This is a genomic window from Arthrobacter sp. 01L42, assembly GCF_056400005.1.
In genome coordinates this window covers 1-19,476 of the sequence record NZ_JBFTSL010000023.1, presented here as the reverse complement: position 1 = coordinate 19,476, position 19,476 = coordinate 1, and the positions used below count along the sequence as shown (strand labels likewise).

At 67.8% G+C, this 19,476-nt stretch carries 18 protein-coding genes; 8 read left to right on the top strand and 10 right to left on the bottom strand.

From position 1 onward, the window contains the following. Nucleotides 1–117: 117 nt before the first annotated feature. From AC1DN2_RS18075 to AC1DN2_RS18065, 3 genes are all read left to right on the top strand, one after another. Entirely contained in the window at nt 118–4,974 is a 4,857-nt protein-coding gene (locus AC1DN2_RS18075) for an NAD-glutamate dehydrogenase (protein ID WP_476851429.1), read from the top strand. 160 nt (nt 4,975–5,134) lie between these two features. Further along, complete coding sequence (locus AC1DN2_RS18070) at nt 5,135–5,638, top strand: GNAT family N-acetyltransferase (RefSeq protein ID WP_043436378.1); 504 nt, start codon at nt 5,135–5,137, stop codon at nt 5,636–5,638. 70 nt (nt 5,639–5,708) lie between these two features. Further along, nucleotides 5,709–6,143 (top strand): acyl-CoA thioesterase, encoded by a 435-nt coding sequence (locus tag AC1DN2_RS18065; protein ID WP_476851428.1) that lies wholly within the window; start codon nt 5,709–5,711, stop codon nt 6,141–6,143. Here AC1DN2_RS18065 and AC1DN2_RS18060 read toward each other — a convergent pair. The 4 genes from AC1DN2_RS18060 to AC1DN2_RS18045 form a co-directional block, all read right to left on the bottom strand. After that, the gene (locus tag AC1DN2_RS18060) at nt 6,082–7,182 is read right to left on the bottom strand and encodes an FAD-dependent monooxygenase (RefSeq protein ID WP_476851455.1); all 1,101 of its coding nucleotides are present in this window, start codon (nt 7,180–7,182) and stop codon (nt 6,082–6,084) included. The genes AC1DN2_RS18065 and AC1DN2_RS18060 overlap by 62 nt on opposite strands. Continuing rightward, entirely contained in the window at nt 7,179–7,571 is a 393-nt protein-coding gene (locus tag AC1DN2_RS18055) for a nuclear transport factor 2 family protein (RefSeq protein WP_043436380.1), read from the bottom strand. Before AC1DN2_RS18055 ends, AC1DN2_RS18060 begins: the two co-directional genes overlap by 4 nt. 109 nt (nt 7,572–7,680) lie before the next feature. Then, complete coding sequence (locus AC1DN2_RS18050; RefSeq protein ID WP_476851427.1) at nt 7,681–8,871, bottom strand: 4-hydroxybenzoate 3-monooxygenase; 1,191 nt, start codon at nt 8,869–8,871, stop codon at nt 7,681–7,683. A 93-nt stretch (nt 8,872–8,964) separates the two neighbouring features. Next, nucleotides 8,965–9,744: an IclR family transcriptional regulator gene (locus AC1DN2_RS18045; RefSeq protein WP_476851454.1), complete on the bottom strand. Its 780-nt coding sequence runs from the start codon at nt 9,742–9,744 to the stop codon at nt 8,965–8,967. A gap of 133 nt (nt 9,745–9,877) precedes the next feature. Here AC1DN2_RS18045 and AC1DN2_RS18040 point away from each other — a divergent pair, with 133 nt between their 5' ends. After that, nucleotides 9,878–11,179 carry an MFS transporter gene (locus tag AC1DN2_RS18040; RefSeq protein ID WP_476851426.1) on the top strand — a complete coding sequence of 434 codons (1,302 nt, stop codon included), beginning with the start codon at nt 9,878–9,880 and terminating at the stop codon, nt 11,177–11,179. A gap of 13 nt (nt 11,180–11,192) precedes the next feature. Here AC1DN2_RS18040 and AC1DN2_RS18035 read toward each other — a convergent pair whose 3' ends face one another. Then, entirely contained in the window at nt 11,193–12,275 is a 1,083-nt protein-coding gene (locus AC1DN2_RS18035) for an FUSC family protein (protein WP_476851425.1), read from the bottom strand. A gap of 243 nt (nt 12,276–12,518) precedes the next feature. Between AC1DN2_RS18035 and mscL the strand changes: the two genes are divergently transcribed. From mscL to AC1DN2_RS18020, 3 genes are all read left to right on the top strand, one after another. Continuing rightward, entirely contained in the window at nt 12,519–13,049 is a 531-nt protein-coding gene (gene mscL / locus AC1DN2_RS18030) for a large conductance mechanosensitive channel protein MscL (RefSeq protein WP_476851424.1), read from the top strand. Between the two features lie 94 nt (nt 13,050–13,143). Then, a complete protein-coding gene (locus AC1DN2_RS18025; RefSeq protein WP_476851423.1) occupies nt 13,144–13,737 on the top strand; it encodes a DinB family protein in 594 nt (197 codons plus the stop codon). 96 nt (nt 13,738–13,833) lie between these two features. Beyond that, nucleotides 13,834–14,715 (top strand): ACT domain-containing protein, encoded by an 882-nt coding sequence (locus tag AC1DN2_RS18020; RefSeq protein WP_476851422.1) that lies wholly within the window; start codon nt 13,834–13,836, stop codon nt 14,713–14,715. 63 nt (nt 14,716–14,778) lie between these two features. Here AC1DN2_RS18020 and AC1DN2_RS18015 read toward each other — a convergent pair whose 3' ends face one another. After that, nucleotides 14,779–15,738 carry a diacylglycerol/lipid kinase family protein gene (locus AC1DN2_RS18015; protein WP_476851421.1) on the bottom strand — a complete coding sequence of 320 codons (960 nt, stop codon included), beginning with the start codon at nt 15,736–15,738 and terminating at the stop codon, nt 14,779–14,781. A gap of 172 nt (nt 15,739–15,910) precedes the next feature. On the opposite strand from AC1DN2_RS18015, the gene AC1DN2_RS18010 reads away from it, so the two are divergent. Beyond that, nucleotides 15,911–16,147: a hypothetical protein gene (locus AC1DN2_RS18010; RefSeq protein ID WP_476851420.1), complete on the top strand. Its 237-nt coding sequence runs from the start codon at nt 15,911–15,913 to the stop codon at nt 16,145–16,147. An 80-nt stretch (nt 16,148–16,227) separates the two neighbouring features. Here the strand turns inward: AC1DN2_RS18010 and AC1DN2_RS18005 are convergent, their stop codons facing one another. From AC1DN2_RS18005 to AC1DN2_RS17990, 4 genes are all read right to left on the bottom strand, one after another. Next, the gene (locus AC1DN2_RS18005; protein ID WP_476851419.1) at nt 16,228–17,034 is read right to left on the bottom strand and encodes an IclR family transcriptional regulator domain-containing protein; all 807 of its coding nucleotides are present in this window, start codon (nt 17,032–17,034) and stop codon (nt 16,228–16,230) included. Nucleotides 17,035–17,096: 62 nt separating this feature from the next. Continuing rightward, nucleotides 17,097–17,804, bottom strand: coding sequence for a 3-oxoacid CoA-transferase subunit B (locus tag AC1DN2_RS18000; protein ID WP_476851418.1), 708 nt, complete (start codon nt 17,802–17,804; stop codon nt 17,097–17,099). Nucleotide 17,805: 1 nt separating this feature from the next. Then, on the bottom strand, nt 17,806–18,465 hold the full coding sequence (locus tag AC1DN2_RS17995; protein WP_476851417.1) for a 3-oxoacid CoA-transferase subunit A: 660 nt from the start codon (nt 18,463–18,465) through the stop codon (nt 17,806–17,808). Nucleotides 18,466–18,483: 18 nt separating this feature from the next. Then, nucleotides 18,484–19,476: thiolase family protein (locus tag AC1DN2_RS17990; RefSeq protein ID WP_476851416.1), on the bottom strand; the 993-nt coding region annotated here is incomplete at its 5' end.

The window sequence follows — 19,476 nt, the reverse complement described above, 5'->3', positions numbered from 1 at the left end:
GCGGGGCGTACCGGGTCTGGACTGCTCACGGGAACGCGGCGATGATGAAGACAGGCGTGGGGACAGGATGGTCGGCCGCGGCATGCGGTTGAGACCGCGCAGTGGAGGCGCAGGGGCATGTCACGCAAATCGGTACACCCGGGGCATGCGCCCGGCCACGTTTTCCCTGGCTTCGATGACCAGTTCCTCGCGGCGTACTACGAGCACGCTGCGCCGGAGGACCTCCAAGGCTACAGTCCAGAAAACCTGGAGCAGCGCTCCAGGCACCATGCGGAACTAGCGGACGGCCGTCCGGCAGGCACGGCGGCCGTCGACATCCTGAACGAAAGCGACGCCAGCGTCCTGCTGGTGGTTGCCGACGCCATTCCGCACCTGATCCATTCGCTTACTGCGGAGCTGGCCCGCCAAAACGAGTCCATCCGGTTACTGGTGCATCCCAATTTTCTGGTGCGGCGGGATCCGCGGACTGATCGGTTGGTGGAGGTACGGCATGGGTCCTCGCAGTCCGGACCGACGGGCCCAATTGCTGGCGTCCCGGGCGCCGCGGCGACCGGCACGGTCCAGGACCCGCCGGGGTGGAGATCCGAAACGTGGGTGGCGGCAGAGATAGGCCGCCTGCCGGGGTCACGGGCCATCGCGGAGCTCATCGCCAACGTGCGGCGTGTCCTGGCGGACGTCCAGTTGGTCGCTGATGACACCCCAGCCATCCACGCCCGTCTCGCCCGCACCATCAACTCCTTGGACCTGCTGCCCGCCGGCACGGTTCCGGCTCCGGAGCAGCTCGGTGAGCTCCTGGGCTGGCTGGACCGCGGCAACTTCATGTTTCTGGGATACAGCGAATATGAATACTCGACGGCGGAGGGCCCGGATGTTGTGTCGTTGCTGCCCGGAGCGGGGCTGGGCCTGCTCAGGGACGGGCGGCCGGAGGCCCGCCAGCCTGTTACGGGGCTGCCTCATTCGCAGGTCCTCACCATCTCCATTTCGGATCTGAGATCATCCGTCCCCCGTCCGGCTTACTTGGATGAAATCCTCGTCCGGACCTTCGGTAGCGCCGGGAAGGCCACGGGAGAAGTCAGGTTTGTGGGCCTTTTCGCCCCGGGCGCCACGGGCCGGTCCGTGCGGCGCATCCCGCTCATCCGGGACAAGGTACGCGCCATCCAGGAGCGCTTCGGCTTCACCGAGGCCTCCCACCCTGGCAGGCAGCTCCTCACCGTCCTCGAGTCCTTCCCCCTGGACGAGCTGTTCCACCGGGACCTGGATGAACTTTCCGGGCTTGCCCGGGAGATCCTGCGCCTGCAGGCCCACCACCAGACACGGGTGTTCCTGCGCGCTGACAGCTACGGGCGCTTCATGACCGCGCTGGTGTTCCTCCCCCGGGCCAGGTACAGCACGGCCGTCCGCCTCCGGATTGAACACGAGCTTAAACAGGCTTTCTGGTCCTCCTCGCTCGAGTTCGAAGTCAGGCTTAGTGAATCCCCGATGGCCCGCGTGTTCTTCCGGATACTGTTGCCCGCCGGCGGGATGCCCGACGTCGATCCCGCTGAAGTGGAGCGGAGCGTTGTCAGCGCAACGCGGACGTGGGCCCAGGGCCTGGACGAAGCGCTCCGTGACAGGTTGCCGTCGGCGGAGGCCAGCCGGTTGTCGGCGCTGTGGTCCGCCGCTTTCCCGGCCAGCTACCGGGCTGATTTCGAGGTCGAGGACGCGGTCGAGGACATCAATACGTTCGAGCGGTTCGATCTCGACGGCACGGGCGGGCGACCGCTGAACGATCCTCAGCTGGCCGTTTATGTCCGCACCGACGCCTCCCCGACGCTGGCCGAAGACGCACGGATCCGGCTTTACCTGACCACCGCCCACAGCCTGACGCGGATCCTGCCGTTCTTCCACAACCTCGGACTGGAGGTGCTGGACCAACGGCCCTTCGATGTGGTGCGCGGGAGGGACCGGGCCTTGTTCCTCTATGACCTTGGCGTCCGCTACCCGGCCGGCGTGGATCCGTCCCGCACCAGCGGGCTGCTGGGGGATGCCTTCGGAGCTGCCATGCGTGGGGACTCAGAATCGGACCGCTTTGACGGCCTCGTCCTCCGGGAGGGCATCGAATGGCGCCAGGCGGCAATCCTGCGCAGCTATGCCAAGTACCTGCAGCAATTGGGCACAACGACCTCCTACGGCTTCATGGCCGATACCCTGCTGGTCAATGTCCGGGCAACCCACGCGCTCCTGGCATTGTTCAGGGCCAAGTTCGATCCCGAGCTGGAGGCGGCACGCCGGTTCGGGGACACCGACGCGGCTCGGAGGGATCTGCTGGCCGCGATCGACGACATTCCCGTCCTCGACGCCGACCGGCTGCTGCGCACCTTCATGAACCTGGTGGAATCCACGCTCCGCACTAACTACTTCCAAGCGAAGCCCCACCTGAGTTTCAAACTGAACCCTTCCGCGATCGCGGGTGCCCCGCTTCCCCGTCCCAAATACGAAATCTGGGTGTACTCGCCCCACGTGGAAGGCGTCCACCTGCGCTTCGGGGCACTGGCCCGGGGCGGGCTGCGCTGGTCCGACCGGAGCGAGGATTTCCGCACCGAGGTCCTTGGCCTGGTCAAGGCGCAGAACGTGAAGAACTCGGTGATAGTGCCAACCGGCGCCAAGGGCGGCTTCTATCCCAAACAGTTGCCGGACCCGGCCATGGACCGCGACGCCTGGCTGAGGGAGGGCCTGGAATGCTACCGGACCTTCGTCCGCGGGCTGCTGGACATCACCGACAACCTGGTCACCACCGCCCACGGCGAAACAGTGGTGCCTCCGGCGCGAGTGGTGCGGCACGACGTCGACGACTATTACCTCGTGGTGGCGGCGGACAAGGGAACAGCGTCATTTTCGGACGCTGCGAACGCGGTGGCCGCGGAGTACGGCTTCTGGCTGGGCGATGCCTTCGCGTCCGGCGGGACCGTGGGCTATGACCATAAGCAGATGGGCATCACGGCCCGCGGGGCCTGGGAATCGGTGAAACAGCATTTCCGCGAACTCGGGATGGACTGCCAGGCAGAGGACTTCACAGTTGCCGGCATCGGCGATATGGGCGGCGACGTCTTTGGGAACGGGATGCTCCTCTCCCGCCACATCCGGCTGGTGGCGGCTTTCGATCACCGCCACATCTTTCTTGACCCGGCGCCGGATGCGGGGGCCTCGTTCGAGGAACGGCGGCGGCTCTTTGCCCTCCCCCGCTCATCTTGGGCGGACTACGATCCAGCACTGATCAGCGTGGGCGGTGGTGTCCATTCCCGCCGGGCCAAGTCCATCAGCATCACTGAACAGGTCAGGAGCTCTCTGGGCCTGGAACCGGGCACCGTGTCCCTGCCGCCACACGCTCTGCTTCAGGCCATCCTCCGGGCGCCCGTGGACCTGCTGTACAACGGCGGCATCGGAACTTACATCAAGGCCTCATCAGAGGCCAACACCGGGGTTGGCGACAAGGCGAACGACCCCGTCAGGGTCAACGGCAATGAGGTGCGGGCGAAGATCATCGCCGAGGGCGGGAACCTCGGAATCACGCAGCTCGGACGGATCGAGGCCGCCCTGGCAGGCGTCCTGCTCAATACCGACGCCATCGATAATTCAGCCGGCGTGGACTGCTCGGATCATGAAGTAAACATCAAGATCTTCGTGGACCGGATGATCGCGGCGGGAAAGATGCCGTCGCCGGAACGCGCCGGCTTCCTGCATTCCCTCACGGACGAGGTGGCCCGCCTTGTGCTGGCCAACAACGCGGACCAGAATGTCCTGCTCTTCAACGACCGGCACCTGGTGCGGGAATGGAGCCCGGGCTTCGAACGGACCATGGACTGGCTCGAGAACGCCACGGACCTTGACCGCAAGCTGGAGGGCCTGCCAAGCAACGAACAACTCAGGGAACGGCTGCGGTCCGGTGAGGGCCTGACCGCGCCGGAACTGTCGGTGCTGGCCGCCTACGCAAAGATCGAACTGGCAGCGGAGCTCAACGCCAGCGACCTTGCCGATGACCCGTGGTTCCGGCGCGTGCTCCGCGGCTATTTTCCACGCCAGCTGTCCGAACGCTTTGAAGCAGAGCTGGCGGACCACCCGCTGCGCCGCCAGATCGTGTGCACAGTGGTGGCCAACGACATGATCAATCTCGGCGGAATCACCTTCGCCTTCCGTGCCATCGAGGAAACCACTGCCACCGCCGCCGCCGTTGCCAGGGCCTTTGTGGTGGCGCGCGAGGCCTACGACCTGCCGTGGATCGTCACCCGGCTGGCCGCACTCCCCGCCGGATATCCCACCGAACACGTCGCCGAGGCGACGCTGCACATGCGCCGAATCCTCGACCGGGCCACGCGATGGTACGTGACGCATGACCATCGCGACCAGCCCGTGACCGCGGCCTTGGACAGGATCATGCCCACCCTGGAACTGCTGCGGACCCGAACATTGGACTACCTCCGCGGCTCCGACCTGGACCGCGTGGAAGACAGAGTCGCGCACTGGGCCGCCGTGGGGATGCCCCGGGAGCTGGGCCTGCGCGCCTCGGACCTGTTGGAGAGTTTCGGGTTGCTGGACATCTCCCTGATCTCCGAGCAGGTGCGCGAACCCATCCCCACTATTGCTGAACTGTACTACGCGGTGTTCCAGCGCATCGGCGCCGCGAACCTGCTGCTCAGCATCACCGACCTGCCCCGGCAGAGCCGCTGGGAGTCTCTCGCGCGGGCAGCCCTGCGCGACGATGTGTATTCCGCCGTAGCCGACATGACCGTCTCGGTAATGGCGACAACCCAGGGCCTGAATGCCACCGACGCCGGCACGTCCGATGCCGTGGAGCGCATCGTGGCCTGGGAACGCGGGCACCAGGAGCAGCTGGCACGGATCAAGGACACCTTCGCGGAAGTGACCAAACCGGGCCAAGTGGATATCGCCTCGATCTCCGTGGCGCTGAAACTCCTGCGGACACTGGTGCGCCGCTAGGCTGTGGCCGTCGCCACGTCGACCCGGAAAGTCGAGCCGGAAGCCGCAACTGCACTGCCATCCGCCCACAGTTCTCGCGACGCTTACCGGCAGGAAACACAGCCGAAACCGCTGGTGCCTAGCCTTGGACTGCATAACACTTCGGCGAATCGAGGCAGTGATGCAGACCAACCCGCGGCTCAACATCCGTCAGGTCACTTGGGCGAACCCCGTCGGAGCGGACCTGAGGGCAGCCCAGCAGGCGGAACTCGAGGCCCGCTTCGGCCGGCCCGACCACGAACCCGGCCCGCCGCCGTCGGAAGCGGACACGGCGGTGTTCCTGGTGGCGCACGACAAAGCCTCAGGCCAGCCGGTGGGCTGCGGCGGCCTTCGCATGCTGGACGCCACCACCGCTGAAATCAAACGCCTCTACGTACTGCCCTACACCCGTGGCTCAGGAGTGGCGAGCTCCATCCTCGCGGCCCTCGAAGCCCACGCCCACGCGCTGGGAATCACCACCCTGACTGCGGAGGCCGGCTCGGTGCAGACCGACGGCCGGCAGTTCTACGAGAACTCGGGCTTCGTTTCCGTGCCGAACTTTGGGCCTTATGTCGGCCTGGTGCACTCGTACTGCTACGCGAAGCCGATCGATTCGCACAGCGCCGCGCACACCGCCATGGCGTGAGGCCGCGCGCCGCCCCGGGCCGGCTGCGTCACACAACGCCGCCGGTCACGGAGTCGGCTAACCTCGCACTATGGAATCGGCCGACATCACCTTCCGTACCCGCAAATGGGTGCGGCCCGAGGACCTCAACGCCAACGGCACCCTGTTCGGCGGGAACCTGCTGAAGTGGATCGACGAGGAGGCGGCCATCTACGCCATCCTGCAGCTGGGCAACGGCCGGGCCGTCACCAAATACATCTCCGAAATCAACTTCGTCAGCTCCGCGGTCCAGGGCGACCTGATCGAAATGGGCCTGACCGCGACCCGTTTCGGCCGGACATCGCTGACCATGCGGGCCGAAGTCCGGAACATGATCACGCGCCGCAGCATCCTCACCATTGATGAGATCGTCTTCGTGAACCTGAGCCCGTCCGGCAAGCCAGAGCCGCACGGCTATACCGAGATCACCTACGACCGGGACCGGATTCCAACGCACCATCTGACCGAGACCCTGGACCAGGACTAGCCAAGCCCAGCAGCGCGTCCCGCACAGGCTGGCCCCGCTCCGCCAGGGCCAGCCGCATCCCGGCCGACGACGCCCACCGCAACGCCTGCGTGCGGAGGTGGCGCGCACGGTTGTAGGCGCCCAGGGCCTCGTCCACGGGCCGGGTATTGAGCAGCGCCGCCAGGGTCACGGCATCGACCAGCGCCTCGCAGGCACCCCGGCCAAGGTTGGGTGTCATCGCGTGGGCGGCATCCCCGAGCAGTGCCACCCGGGCGCGGACATAGCTGCCAAGCGGCGGCGTCGTCCAGATCCGCTGCACCAGGGTTGTTTCCGGTTCCGCAGCGGCCAGGACGTCGCGGATGCCCGGGGCGTAGCCTGCGTAGCGGGCGCGGGTTTCCGCCAGGACCGCGGCGACGTCGAGGCTTCCGTGTCCCGCCCCGGAGCGGAACGCCGCGTACCAGTTGGTCCCGGCCGCCGCGGGACCAATCCCGAAGAGCTGCCCGCGGCCCCAGTATTCGCCCGTGTGCCCCCGCCACAGCGATCCGGGAACCACGCCGCGGACCGCGAGGTAGCGGGTGTACCGGGCACCGGAGCGGGCACCCCAGCAGCTGCGGCGCACCGCGCTGTGGACACCGTCAGCGCCCACCAGGAGGCCGGCAGGACCGGGTCGGACGACGTCGAGGCGGCCGGACACCCGGCGCACGCTGGCCGGGACTGCACCGTCGAGGAGCCGGACGAGATCAACCCGGGAGACGCCGATCAGCCCCGTCGCCTGCGCTGATGTCCATGCCCTGCCGGAGGCCGCCCGGACGGTCATGCCGTCGATCACCGGGCTGGCCTCCCTGACGGCGTCCAGGATGCCCAAGTCGCCGAGGGCGCGCTGGGCCGCGGGCCACATGGCCAAGGATGTCCCCACGGTCGGGAGCCCGGACCGCTGTTCGGTGACCGTGACCTCGAAACGCGCGGGATCCAGCCGGGCTGCAAGAGCCAGCCCGGCGATGCCGCCGCCGACGATGGAAACAGCCTGCGGGCGGGGCCGATCATGCGGTTGTTCGGTCAGGTCCAGAAGTCGTCTGCCTTGGCGGTGTCCTCGAAGAACTCCCGCCCTTCCGCGATCTGTCCGTCGCGAACCACGAACGTGATGACGGTAGGCATGTCCAGGGTTTTGCCGTTGGCTTCCCCGTGGGTTTGCTGGATCGCGACCGTGTGGTTTTCCCCGCCGACGATGTCCTCGACGTTGGCTTGGAAGTGACCTTGGGTGCGCGCGCCCAGTTCACCGAAGTACGCCAGGATCGCGTCGCGGCCCTGTTTGGTTCCGGATAGCACGCCACTTCCGGCAACGTGCCAGACTGCGTCCTCCGCGAACAGGTCGCTGAGGGTCGCCATATCCCCTGCGTTGAAGGCCGTGTAACCCCGCCGGACCAGTTCAACATTCTCTGCGGTTCCCATTATCGGACACCTCTCCATCGTCCTTGTCGGGTCGTGCTGGGACGGTTCAAGGCTAGTCCTGGCCCCGGTGCCTGTCGACGGAAAATATGAGCCCCGCCGGGCCGCCGGTCTAGCGGGCCCCCGGCCAGCCGGTGTAGGCCTCCGCGAGGTAGGCGCTGCCGTGGCGGGAGGACACCACGGACTGGAGCTCGCCAAGCTGGCGGGCGCGGGAGAAATCATCGGCGCAGGCCGGGGTGTGCAGCATGGAAGTCATCCAGTAGGAGAACTGCTGGGCCTTCCACACCCTGTTCAGGGCGCGGTCGCTGTAGGCGTCCAGGAGCGCGGCGGAGCCGGTGGCGTAGAAGCTGTCGAATCCCTCGAAGAGGACCTTGACGTCATGCAGCGCCAGGTTCAGGCCCTTGGCCCCGGTGGGCGGCACCGTGTGCGCGGCGTCCCCGGCGAGGAACAGGTTGCCGTGCCGCATGCGGGCGTGGACAAAGCTGCGGAATTTCAGGACCGTCTTGTCGATCACGGGCCCTTCCTTGACCTCGAAGCCGTTGCCGTTGACGCGGCTGCGGAAGGCGTCCCAGATGCGGTCCTCATCCCAGTTGTTGACGTCCTCGTTGGGGTCGCACTGGAAGTACATCCGCTGGACCGTCTCCGTGCGCTGGCTGATCAGGGCGAAGCCGTTCTCCGAGTTGGCGTAGATCAGCTCGTCGGAGCTGCGCGGCGCCTCGGCCAGGATGCCGAACCAGGCGAAGGGGTACTCGTGGAAGTACCACTTGCGGTGCGCCTCGGGAATCTGGAACCGGCAGTGGCTGCGCGAGCCGTCCGCGCCGGCGATGAAGTCGGCCTGGAGCTCGTACTCGACGCCGTCCGCGCCCGTGAACCAGACCTTGGGCTTGGCTTCGATGTCGTGGATGGTGGTGTCCGTGACGCCGTAGCGGACATCGCCGCCGTCGGCCTTCCGGCGTCCGGCGAGGTCCAGGAACACGTCCGTTTGCGGGTACAGCCACACCGACTCCCCGACGAGGTCCTGGAAGTCGATCCGGTGGCTTTCGCCGTTGAAACGCAGTTCGATTCCGTCGTGCCGGTCGCCGTCACGCAGCACGCGGTCGGAGACACCGCTGTCGACGAGCATGTTGACCGAGCCGTGCTCAAGGATGCCGGCACGGACCGTCTCGGAGATCTCCTGGTGGCTGCGTATCTCCAGGACGGTGGATTCGATGCCGGCCTTGGCCAGCAGGTGGGACAGCATGAGTCCGGCCGGGCCGGCCCCGATGATGGCCACCTGGGTGGTGATGACTTTTCGCTGTGCCATGTGCGTCTCGCTTCGTTGCGGGGTCCGGGCGGTCGGGGCCGGGGCCGTTTTCGTCTTCCGGCTAACAGTGTGCTCCCCCGGGGGTGATACGCGTTACATGGATTCCGCTGAATGGAATACAGGATTCTCGCGGGGCTCTCCCAGCCGCCGCCCGATCCCCCGCGCCGCCGTCTGGAGGGCGGGAACAAGCGCCTGCAGGCGCACCTCGCGAAGGGGAACAACGACGCCGAGGGCCGCCACAGCGTGCTTCCTGCGGTCCAGCACCGGAACCGCGATCCCCCACGTGTCAGGGTCCACGACGCCGGCCAGCTGGGCATAGCCCCGGTGGGCGGCCTCGCCAAGGAGGGCGCGGAGATCCTCCAGTGCCAGCCGGTCGGTCGGATCGCTGAATCCCTCGAGGTACTCGGCCTGGACGGGGCGGGGCTGGTTGGCCATGAGCACCAGCCCGGCGGAGGACACGTGCACGGGCATCCGGCCGGCCACCTGCGCCCGGTTGGCGACGGAGCCGCGGCGGGACAGCCGCTCCACAAAGAGCGCTTCCCGCCCGTCCAGCACGGCGAGGTTCACGTTTTGATGCAGCACCTGCTGGATGTCCTCCATGAACGGCAGGGCTGCCTGGCGGAGTTCGAGCGTGGGGGAATTGCGGTTGGCGAGCTCCCAGAGCCGCAGGCCCAGGCTGACGGAGCCGCCGGGGCCGACGTCGAGCAGGCCATGCCCTGCCAACTGCCGGACGAGCCTGTGCGCGGTGGTCAGGGGGAGCTCCGCCCTCGCGGCAAGCTCCGAGAGCGGCAGCGCCGTGACGCCTTCAGGGAACGCGGCAATCAACCGCAGGACCCGGTCCACCACCGAGTCGCCGGAGTTCGAGTTGGCCACCATACCCCTTCCGTTGAATGGTTTTAAGTGTCCCATGCAACACGGTGCGGTGATACAACTCTCACAATGGAAAGAGGCCCCGCGAACGCCGGCCGGGGCACGGAATCACCTAAACACTAGCGCTGAGGTAACAATGTCAACGTCGTCATTGGACAAGTCGTCGTCATCGGGGGAGAAATCACGGTGGCCCGTGTGGCTCTGCTGGCTGGCCATGGTGCTGGACGGCTTTGACCTGGTGGTGCTCGGCACGGTCATCCCGACCCTCATCAAGTCTCAGGAACTTGGCTTCGACGCCGTTGGGGCGACGTTCGCGGCAACCGTCTCCCTGGTGGGTGTGGGGCTCGGAGCGCTCTTCATCGCCCCGCTCTCGGACCGCTTTGGCCGGCGGAACCTGCTGGTGGCCTGCGTGGCGTGGTTCTCCCTCTTTACGATCGCCGTCGTCTTCGCACCAAACGTGGCGTGGTTCAGCACGTTCCGGCTGCTGGCGGGGCTCGGCCTGGGCGCCTGCCTGCCCGCCGCCCTGGCGTACATGAACGACTACGCACCCGCCGGAACGGCCGGAAAGTCCACCACCCGGACCATGACCGGGTACCACGTCGGCGCCGTGGCCACCGCGTTCCTGGCCCTCATGGTCATTCCAAGCTGGCGGACCATGTTCGTGGCCGGCGGCCTGGCCGGCTTCGCCCTGGTCCCCTTCCTGTGGTTCAAGCTTCCGGAGACCCTCCCGCCGGTCCACCACATCCCTGCGGACGCCAAGTCCCCGGCCGGCAGCCAGGCCCGCGCGCAGGCCGCGGCCGCGCCCGCGGAAGAACGCGCCAGCTTCCGGGATTTGGGCCGAAAGCCCTACCCGCTGATAGCAGCCGGTGTGGCCGTTGCGTCCTTCATGGGGTTGCTGCTGGTCTACGGCCTGAACACCTGGCTGCCGCAGCTCATGGCCTCCGCCGGTTACAGCCTGAACGCCGGCCTCGCCTTGCTCCTGGTCCTGAACGTGGGCGCCGTGGTGGGCCTGCTGATCGCCGGCGTCTTGGCCGACCGGCACGGGACCAAGAAGATCGTCCTGCTCTGGTTTGGCCTCTCCGCCGTGTTCCTGGCCGCGCTCAGCATCCAGATCCAGAACGAAGTGGTGCTCTATGCCGCCGTCTTCGTCACCGGCGTGTTCGTCTTCAGCTCCCAGGTTCTGGTCTACGCCTGGGTCACCCAGCTCTTCCCCGTCCGCCTGCGCGGCACCGCTTTGGGCTTTGCCGCCGGCGTGGGCCGGCTGGGGGCAATTATGGGCCCGGCCGTCACCGGCGCGCTGGTGGCCGCCGGCATCGCCTACCCGTGGGGCTTCTATGTTTTCGCCGCCGCCGCGGTCCTGGCGGTGCTCGCCCTCGCCTTCGTCCCGCAGACCGTCCCGGCAGTGTCCCGCGCCGGCGCCAGCGTCGGGCACTCGTAGCCGTCAGTCGCGCCTAGGAGAAGCGCTCCGGGGTCCGCGCCTCGCGGCGGCCCCTGAGTTTGCGCCACGCGCCGGGCGCCAGCACGACGGCGATGCCGACGGCGGCGCCGATGATGGTCTCGACGATTCTGTCGCGGAGCAGGAGGCCGGGCGGCACGGGCGCCACGAGAAGCGTCGAGGTCAGGGCCAGCGGCGTGACGAAAACCTGCGCCAGCATGTACTGGCGCGCGATGAACATCTCGGCGCCGAACTGGCACGCGGCAATGACCAGCACCGTCTGCCAGGGCGTCGGCTGCAGGAGCAGGATGCCGGCGAGCAGCACCAGCCCCAGGGCTGTGCCCGCGATTCGCTGCAGGCCGCGGCTGACGCGGTGCCGGGTGGTGTGGCCCACCAGCGGAACGACGGCGGCCACCATCGCCCAGTAGTTGTGGCCAATGCCCAGCCATTCCCCGGCCAGGGTTCCCAGCGTTCCCGCCAGGCCTGCCGCCACGAGGTAACCCCAGCTTTCATGCCACGCGGTGCGTTTCTCCCGCGGAGTGAGGGCCGCCGGTCTCGGATTCACCCACGGGGTCCGGTGGCTCCGGGCCACCCGCGAGGACAGGCCGAGCAGCAGGGAGAAAGCCACGGTGACGACCGCCACCAGCATGGCCTGCCACAGCGGCGGCTGGTTGGGGATTGACGCGATGGCCGCGAACGCGAAGATATGGAACAGCGAACCGGAGGGGCGCAGGCGCCACCACGCGACAACCAGGGAGCAGCCCCACGCGATCACGGTGGTGGCCACCACGAGGACCCAGGTGGTGCCTGCCGCCGACAGCCCGGCCAGGGCGTCCACCCGCGCGGTGAGGGCGGCCAGGAACATCACCAGCAGCATCAGCCCGCCGCCGCGGACCTGCAGGGTCAGACGCCTGGCGTGCGGCTCGTTGCGGCCGTAGATGCCGGTGAAGGCGCCGAAGGAAGCGAAGATTGCCAGATCCAGGCGGTCCAGCAGCACCAGCGTGATCAGCGGAACAAAGACTCCCACGGCGCAGCGGAAGGCAACCTGGTGGTCCTTGTTGCCCGGCGCGATGGTGAACATCTCGGCGAACACCTTCACAGCGCCGGCCTCACAGCGAAAAAGCTCTTCATGGGCGGGTTCTCACGCATTTGTTCATGAGTTCAGGCGCCTTTCGTTGCAGCCGGAGTGTTACGACGGCGGCGCTGGCATCCAAGAGGGAGTTTACGCCGGAACGGCGCGGCGGCGGCATCGGAATCCGTTGATCGGGATCGGCCGGCTGCACCGCGAAGTGGTAGCGTCTATCGGTTGAATCAAGCCCGCAACGCACACCGGAGGTTCCCCATGCTCAAAGGATTCAAGGATTTCATCCTGCGCGGCAACGTGATCGAACTGTCCATCGCCGTCGTGGTCGGCACCGCTTTCACCGCCCTGGTCAGCGCGTTCACCGCAAACATCGTCAACCCGATCCTGGCTGCCGCCGGCGGAGTCGAGACCCACGGCCTGGGCTTCTACGTCTGGCCTGGCAACGACAAGACCTTCGTCAACATCGGCGCCGTGGTGACGGCCTTCCTGACCTTCCTCATCACCGCCGCGGTGGTGTACTTCATTTTCGTGGCCCCCATGAACCGGATCAACCGAATGGTCAAGAACCGGCTCAAGGCAGCCGAGCCCGAGGAGAAACCGATCCCGGCCGACACCGCGCTGCTGGCCGAGATCCGCGACCTGCTGGCCAATCTGGCCGGCCCGGACTCCGCCGCCACCCGCGCCCGCGTCGGGGAACACCCGGACGGGGAACACCGGGACGGGGAGTACCCAGACGGGAAGGCACACTCGTCCGAGCCGGTCGGAACCGCAAGCCGAACTCACGTCTGACCCGTCCTTGCCGGGCCCTCTGGCGGGCGGCCGGACCGGAGTGCTTTGATGTAGGGGCCCCGCCGCGCGAGCTTGGCTGCCAAGGAGGAACACCATGCCGGACCTTAGTTGGAACCACGAGCTGGTGGACCAACTGGACTGGCATTTTGCCAATCAGGCCCGGCCGCGGCTGGAGGGGTTGACTGACCACGAGTACTTTTGGGAGCCGGTACCGGGCTGGAATGTCCGCCGCAAAGACGCCTCAACACCCCCGGCCGCGCCGGGTTCGGGTGAATTCACCATAGATTTCAGCTACCCGGAGCCCGTTCCTGCTCCGGTGACAACCATTGCGTGGCGCCTGTGCCACATTCTGGTCGGCGTCCTCGGCGCACGCACGGCATCGCACTTTGGCGGCCCACCGTTGGACTACCAGAGCTTCGCCTACCCCGGCACCGCGGCCGGGGCACTGGCCCAGCTGGACGAGTACTACGGCCGGTGGATCCACGGCGTGAAGGGCCTCCACGAATCGGGATTGGCGGCACCCTGCGGGCCGGCCGAGGGACCGTACGCCGATGCCCCCATGGCAGCACTGGTCCTGCACATCAACCGTGAGATGATCCACCACCTGGCCGAGGTCGCCCTGCTCCGCGACCTTTACGCCCACCGCCACCTGCTCCTGCGCGGCCCGGAGGGTGGACCGGGCCTGTAACAGCACGATCACCTGGCCTGGCCCGGTCCCGGTCCCGGCGCGAAACCGTCACCCGGCGGCAACCGTGCCGAAACAGCCGGCCGGGATCATGGGAGCATGACGCGCACCTCCGCAGGCAAAAACCCTGCCAAAACCACCGGCAAAGCCCAGTCCCCGGCCACCTCCGAGTTGAGCTGCGAAGTGTGCGGCCAGATGCCCGAACCGACCAAGGCACGGCTGACCCTGGCCAATGTCGCCGTGATGCTCCCGATCGAACTGCTGGTGCACGCGGCGGTGGTGGAAACCCACCTGCCCTACGTTGCCAAGGTCCTGGTGCTGACCCTGACCGCGACCATCCTGGTGATCTGGGTGGCCGAGCCCTCGGCGGCCCGGATGCTCAGGGGCTGGCTGCATGCCCCGGCCCTGCGGCACCGCAAACGGCTCGACGCCGCACCCGCCCTGTGGCGGGCGCGGACCGTCCTGAAAGACAAGCCCGGGTCGCTGCAGAAACTGACGCAGGCCCTGGCCGCGCTGAACACGAACATCCTCAGCATTCATGTTCACCCCGTGGCCGGCGGTGTGCTGGACGAGTTTGTGCTCTCGGCCCCGGGCGAAGTCCGCGAAGCCGAGCTGCTCCGGGCGCTGCGGGCCGGCGGCGGAGCGGACCCGCACGTCTGGCCGACCACCGCCCTGGCCATGGCCGACGGGCAAACCGGCGCACTGAGCCTGGCCGCCCGGATCGCCGCCAGCCCGGAGGAGCTGCCGCTGGCTGTCGCGGAACTGCTGCGGGCACGGATCATCCCCGGACCGGCCGCCGGCAACACCGAGGGCCCACCCCAGACGGGCGGTGACGGGACGGTCCTGAAAATCCCTACGGCGTGGCACGGGCCCATCACGTTTTCCCGGCCCGGCGAGCCGTTTACGCCTGCCGAATCCGCCCGCGCGCACCGTTTGGCCGAACTCGCGGAGATCCTGGCGCACCGGCCGGCGGCGCGTTAGCCGGCACGGCCGGCCGGTGGCCCGGCTGGCCGGTGAAATAGCCGGCCGGTGGTTGGCGCGGGGTCAGATGCCTGTCATCCGGATGGTGAGGGCATCCTGCTCGACCGTGACCTTGAGGTGCTTGGCCTTGCCGAGCGGGTCGCCGTCGAGCTGGAATTCCTGCTCGTGGGCGAGTTCGATCTCGGCTGACTTTCCAGCGAAGTATTCCACCGACGCGTTCTTGGCGTTCCTCCGGCCGAAGACGCCGGCCAGCACATCCAGCCAGCCGAACCGGCCGATGGGGGCCAAAATCACGACGTCCAGGATGCCGTCGTCGATCTTGGCGTCGGGAAAGATCTCCACGCCCCCCATGATCTTGCCGCAGTTACCCACCATCACGCTGCGGATGCGGCGCCGTACCGGGTGCTCGCCGTCCATGCTGATTTTCGCCCTGATGGGCTTGCCCGGCAGGTGCCGGATGCCCGCCTCAACGTACGCGAGCCAGCCCACGCGGTCCTTGAGTTCGTCGACGGTGTTGGCCATGATCGCAGCGTCGTAGCCAAGTCCGGCCATCACCAGGAAGGTGGATTCCGTCTCGGCGTGGTCCAGCGTGGCTTTCACTACGTCCACCTTGGTGTCCGTGCCGCTCAGGACGTCGTAGCTGGCCGCCACTGGGTCGGTGATGTCGATGCCGAGATTGCGGGCCAGCAAGTTCCCGGTCCCCAGGGGCACCAGGCCCATCGGCGTTCCGGTGCCTGCGAGGACTTCCGCCACGCAGCGGACCGTTCCGTCGCCGCCTGCGGCGATTACGACGTCGACTCCGGCCTCCAGCGCCTCGCGGGCCTGGCCCAGCCCGGTGTCCTCCTTCGTGGTTTCCAGCCACAGTGGCTCCGCCCAGCCCTGGGTCTCGCACAGGCGGAAGAAGGAGGCGCGGAAGCTCTCACCGGGAGACTTCATGGGGTTGATAACCACGGCGGCGCGCCGGGACGCTGTATTGTCCGCGGTTTCCAGGGTCTCCGACGTCGCGGTGCTGTTCTCTGTCATGGCGTCCTTAGGGGCAATTCGGCGGAGGGTTCCCGAACTAAAATCCTAGCCGCAGTGCCCGCGTAACCTGCGCAGGGCTGGCGCGAATCGTGGACGTGCGCTCCGCAGGCTCACTAGACTGGACTTCGTGATGTGCCGGAGGCTGCGCTCCGGACGCCGAAAGCGGGGGCAGATGACTGAAACAGAGAATTACTCAGCGACGGCAGAATCATCCAGCGTCGATCCGCACGACTGGGGCCGGGCGATGGCACTGGCGCTCACACGGCTGGCCGAGCAGATCGCGCCCGGAGGCAGCGAAGACATCCATGCCTTGCTGGTGGGCAGGGACCTGCACTTGAAAATCGGTGACGAACCCGGTGGCGTGACGATCACGGTTTCGACAGAGCCCATCCCGGATCCCGCTGCCTGACGGTTCTCTTCCCAGGACGTACCCCTTCCCGGACGTACTTCTTTCCAGACGTACCCCTTCCCAGACGTCTGAAACGCGGTTCACCGGCCCGAGGTCAGGTCCTCGGAGATAATTTCCGCCGTGGCCAGCGCCGCCTCACGCACGGCCTTGAGGTAGGCGTCCGGTTCGGGCTGCGCGGATACCGTCTGGGCCTGCAGCGAGACGTTGATGGCCGCCACGACTTTCGGCCCGTCGTGGACGGGCGCCGCGATGGACATCAGGCCCAGCTCCAGCTCCTGGTTCAGCAGGCACCAGCCCTGGGCGCGAACAGTATCCAGTTCCGCCAGGAGGGCGGCCCGCGTTCCGATGGCTCCGGGAGTCAGGGGCCGGATCTCGGCGGCCGCGAGGTACTCTTCCAGCTTCGCCGTTGGGAGGGCCGCGAGCAGCACCCTGCCCATGGACGTGGCGTAGGCGGGGAAGCGGGTGCCCACCGTGATGCCGACCGTCATGATCCGCCGGGTGGACACCCGGGCGATGTAGGCGATGTCGGTGCCTTCGAGCACCGCGGCCGACGTCGACTCCCCCAGTTCGAGGGAGAGCCCTTCCAGATGCGGCTGGGCGAGCTGCGGCAGGGAGAGCCCGGACAGGTAGGCGTAGCCGAGCTGCAGCACTTTGGCAGTCAGGGCGAAGATCTTGCCGTCCGTGCGGACATAGCCCAGCTCCGCGAGCGTGTGCAGGAACCGCCGGGCGGTGGCCCGGGTCAGCTCGGTCCGGGCCGCCACCTCGGTCAGCGTCATCTTGGGGTGTTCCGTGTCGAAGGCACGGATCACGGCGAGCCCGCGCGCCAGCGACTGCACGTACTGGTCGCTGGCCGCGGGCGCGCCGCCGCTCTTGGCTGGCTCAGTCATTTTCCGCCTCTCGGTCCCGCATCACTTTAGCGGTGCCCACAGCTTGTCCGGCCGCAGGCCTGTCAGCTTGGGTCCGCCGCCCGGAGCGGCATCGGGACCATGGCCTGAAGTTCCTCGAGCGTGCAGCCGAAGGTCTCCCGCACCTGGACGCCGTCGGGTCCGGTCAGGAAGACGGCCCTGTCGGTGTAGACGCGGGTCACGCAGCCGATCCCGGTGAGCGGGTACGTGCAGGTCTCCACGAGTTTGGACACGCCGTCGCGGGTCAGGAGCGTCATCATGACGAAGACGTCCTTGGCGCCGGTGGCGAGGTCCATGGCGCCGCCGACGGCGGGGATCGCGTCCGGGGCCCCGGTGTGCCAGTTGGCGAGGTCGCCGGTGGCGGAAACCTGGAAGGCGCCCAGGACGCAGATGTCCAGGTGTCCGCCGCGCATGATGGCGAACGAGTCAGCGTGGTGGAAGTAGGACGCCCCCGGCAGCTCGGTCACGGGGATCTTCCCTGCGTTGATGAGGTCGCCGTCGATCTGGTCCCCGGTGGCCTCCGGGCCCATGCCGAGCATGCCGTTCTCGGTGTGGAGCGTGATGTTCTGCTCCGGCTCGAGGTAGTTCGAGACCAGGGTGGGCTGGCCGATGCCGAGGTTCACGAACGATCCGGGGACGATGTCGCGGGCCACGAGGCGGGCGAGATCGTCACGGCCCAGCGGCTTGCCGGACGTCTGGAGATCAGCCTGGTTGCCGGTCCGCAGACTCTGGTCATTGGTTGGGATGCTCATCTCAGGCCACCTTCACGATGCTGTTGACGTAGATGCCGGGGGTCACGATGTTTTCCGGGTCCAGTCCGCCGGTCGGGACGATCCCGGACACCTGGGCGATGGTGTGTTTCGCGGCGGCGGCCATGATGGGGCCGAAGTTCCGCGCGGTTTTACGGTAGACCAGATTGCCCCGGCCGTCCGCCGTGAGGGCCTTGATCAGGGCGACGTCGGCGTGGATGGGGGTCTCGAACACCTGCCACTTGCCGTCCAGGAAGCGGGTTTCCTTGCCTTCGGCGAGCATGGTGCCGTAGCCGGTGGGCGTGAAGAAACCGCCGATCCCGGCGCCGGCGGCACGGATCCGCTCGGCGAGGTTTCCCTGCGGGACCAGTTCGAGCTCAACCTCGCCGGCGCGGTACCTGGCGTCGAAATGCCAGGAGTCGGACTGCCGCGGGAAGGAGCAGATCATCTTCTTCACCCGGCCTTCCTTGATCAGCAGGGCCAGGCCCTGGTCGCCCTGGCCGGCGTTGTTGTTCACCACGGTCAGGCCGGTGGCGCCGCACTCCAGCAGCGCGTCGATGAGCTCGAACGGCTGCCCGGCGTTGCCGAAGCCGCCGATCATCACGGTGGAGCCATCCTTGATGCCGGCGACTGCCTCGCCGACGGTGTCGATGAAATTCAGCATCTGTCTTTGCCCTGTCCTCTATGCCGCATCGCGGGAAGTTACGTTTTCGAGCACGACGGCGAGGCCCTGGCCGACGCCGATGCAGATCGCGGCGACGCCCCAGCGCTGCCCGGAGGCCTGCAGGGAACGGGCCAGGGTGCCGAGGATGCGGCCGCCGGAGGCGCCGAGCGGGTGGCCCATGGCGATCGCGCCGCCGTGCCGGTTCACGATTCCCGCATCGATGCCCCAGGCGTTGATGCAGGCCAGGGACTGCGCGGCGAACGCCTCGTTCAGTTCGACCGCGCCGACCTGGTCCCAGCCGATCCCGGCCTTGGCGAGGGCCTTGTTCGCGGCCTCGACCGGGGCGTAGCCGAAGTACTGCGGGTCGTTGGCGTGCGCGCCGCGCCCGGCGATCCGGGCCAAAGGCTCCAGGCCCAGGATCCCGGCGGCCTTTTCACTGCCCAGCCACGCCGCGGACGCGCCGTCGGAGAGCGGGGACGCGTTCCCGGCCGTGACGGTGCCGTTCCCGGTCCGGAACACGGTCTTGAGCCCGGCGAGCTTCTCCGCCGAGGACCCGGGACGGATGCCCTCGTCGCGGACCAGGTCCGTGCCCGGGACCGGGACGACGAGGTTGTCGTAGAAACCCTCGTCCCAGGCCGCGGCGGCGAGGTTGTGGGAGCCGGCGGAGAACTCGTCCTGCTGCTCGCGGGTCACGCCGTACTTCTCCCGGAGCCGTTCGGTGGCCTCGCCCAGGGAGATGGTCCAGTCCTTCGGCATGGCCCGGTTCACCAGCCGCCAGCCCAGCGTGGTGGAGGCCAGGGTCAGGTCCCCGGCCGGGTAGGGCTTCTCGGTCTTGGGCAGCACCCACGGGGCGCGGGACATCGATTCGGCGCCGCCGATCAGCATCAGCTCGGCGTCGCCGGTGTTGATCTGGCGGGAGGCGATGATCGCCGCGTCCAGGGAGGACCCGCAGAGCCGGTTGACCGTGGTGCCCGGGACCGAGACGGGCAGCCCGGCCAGCAGGGTGCCCAT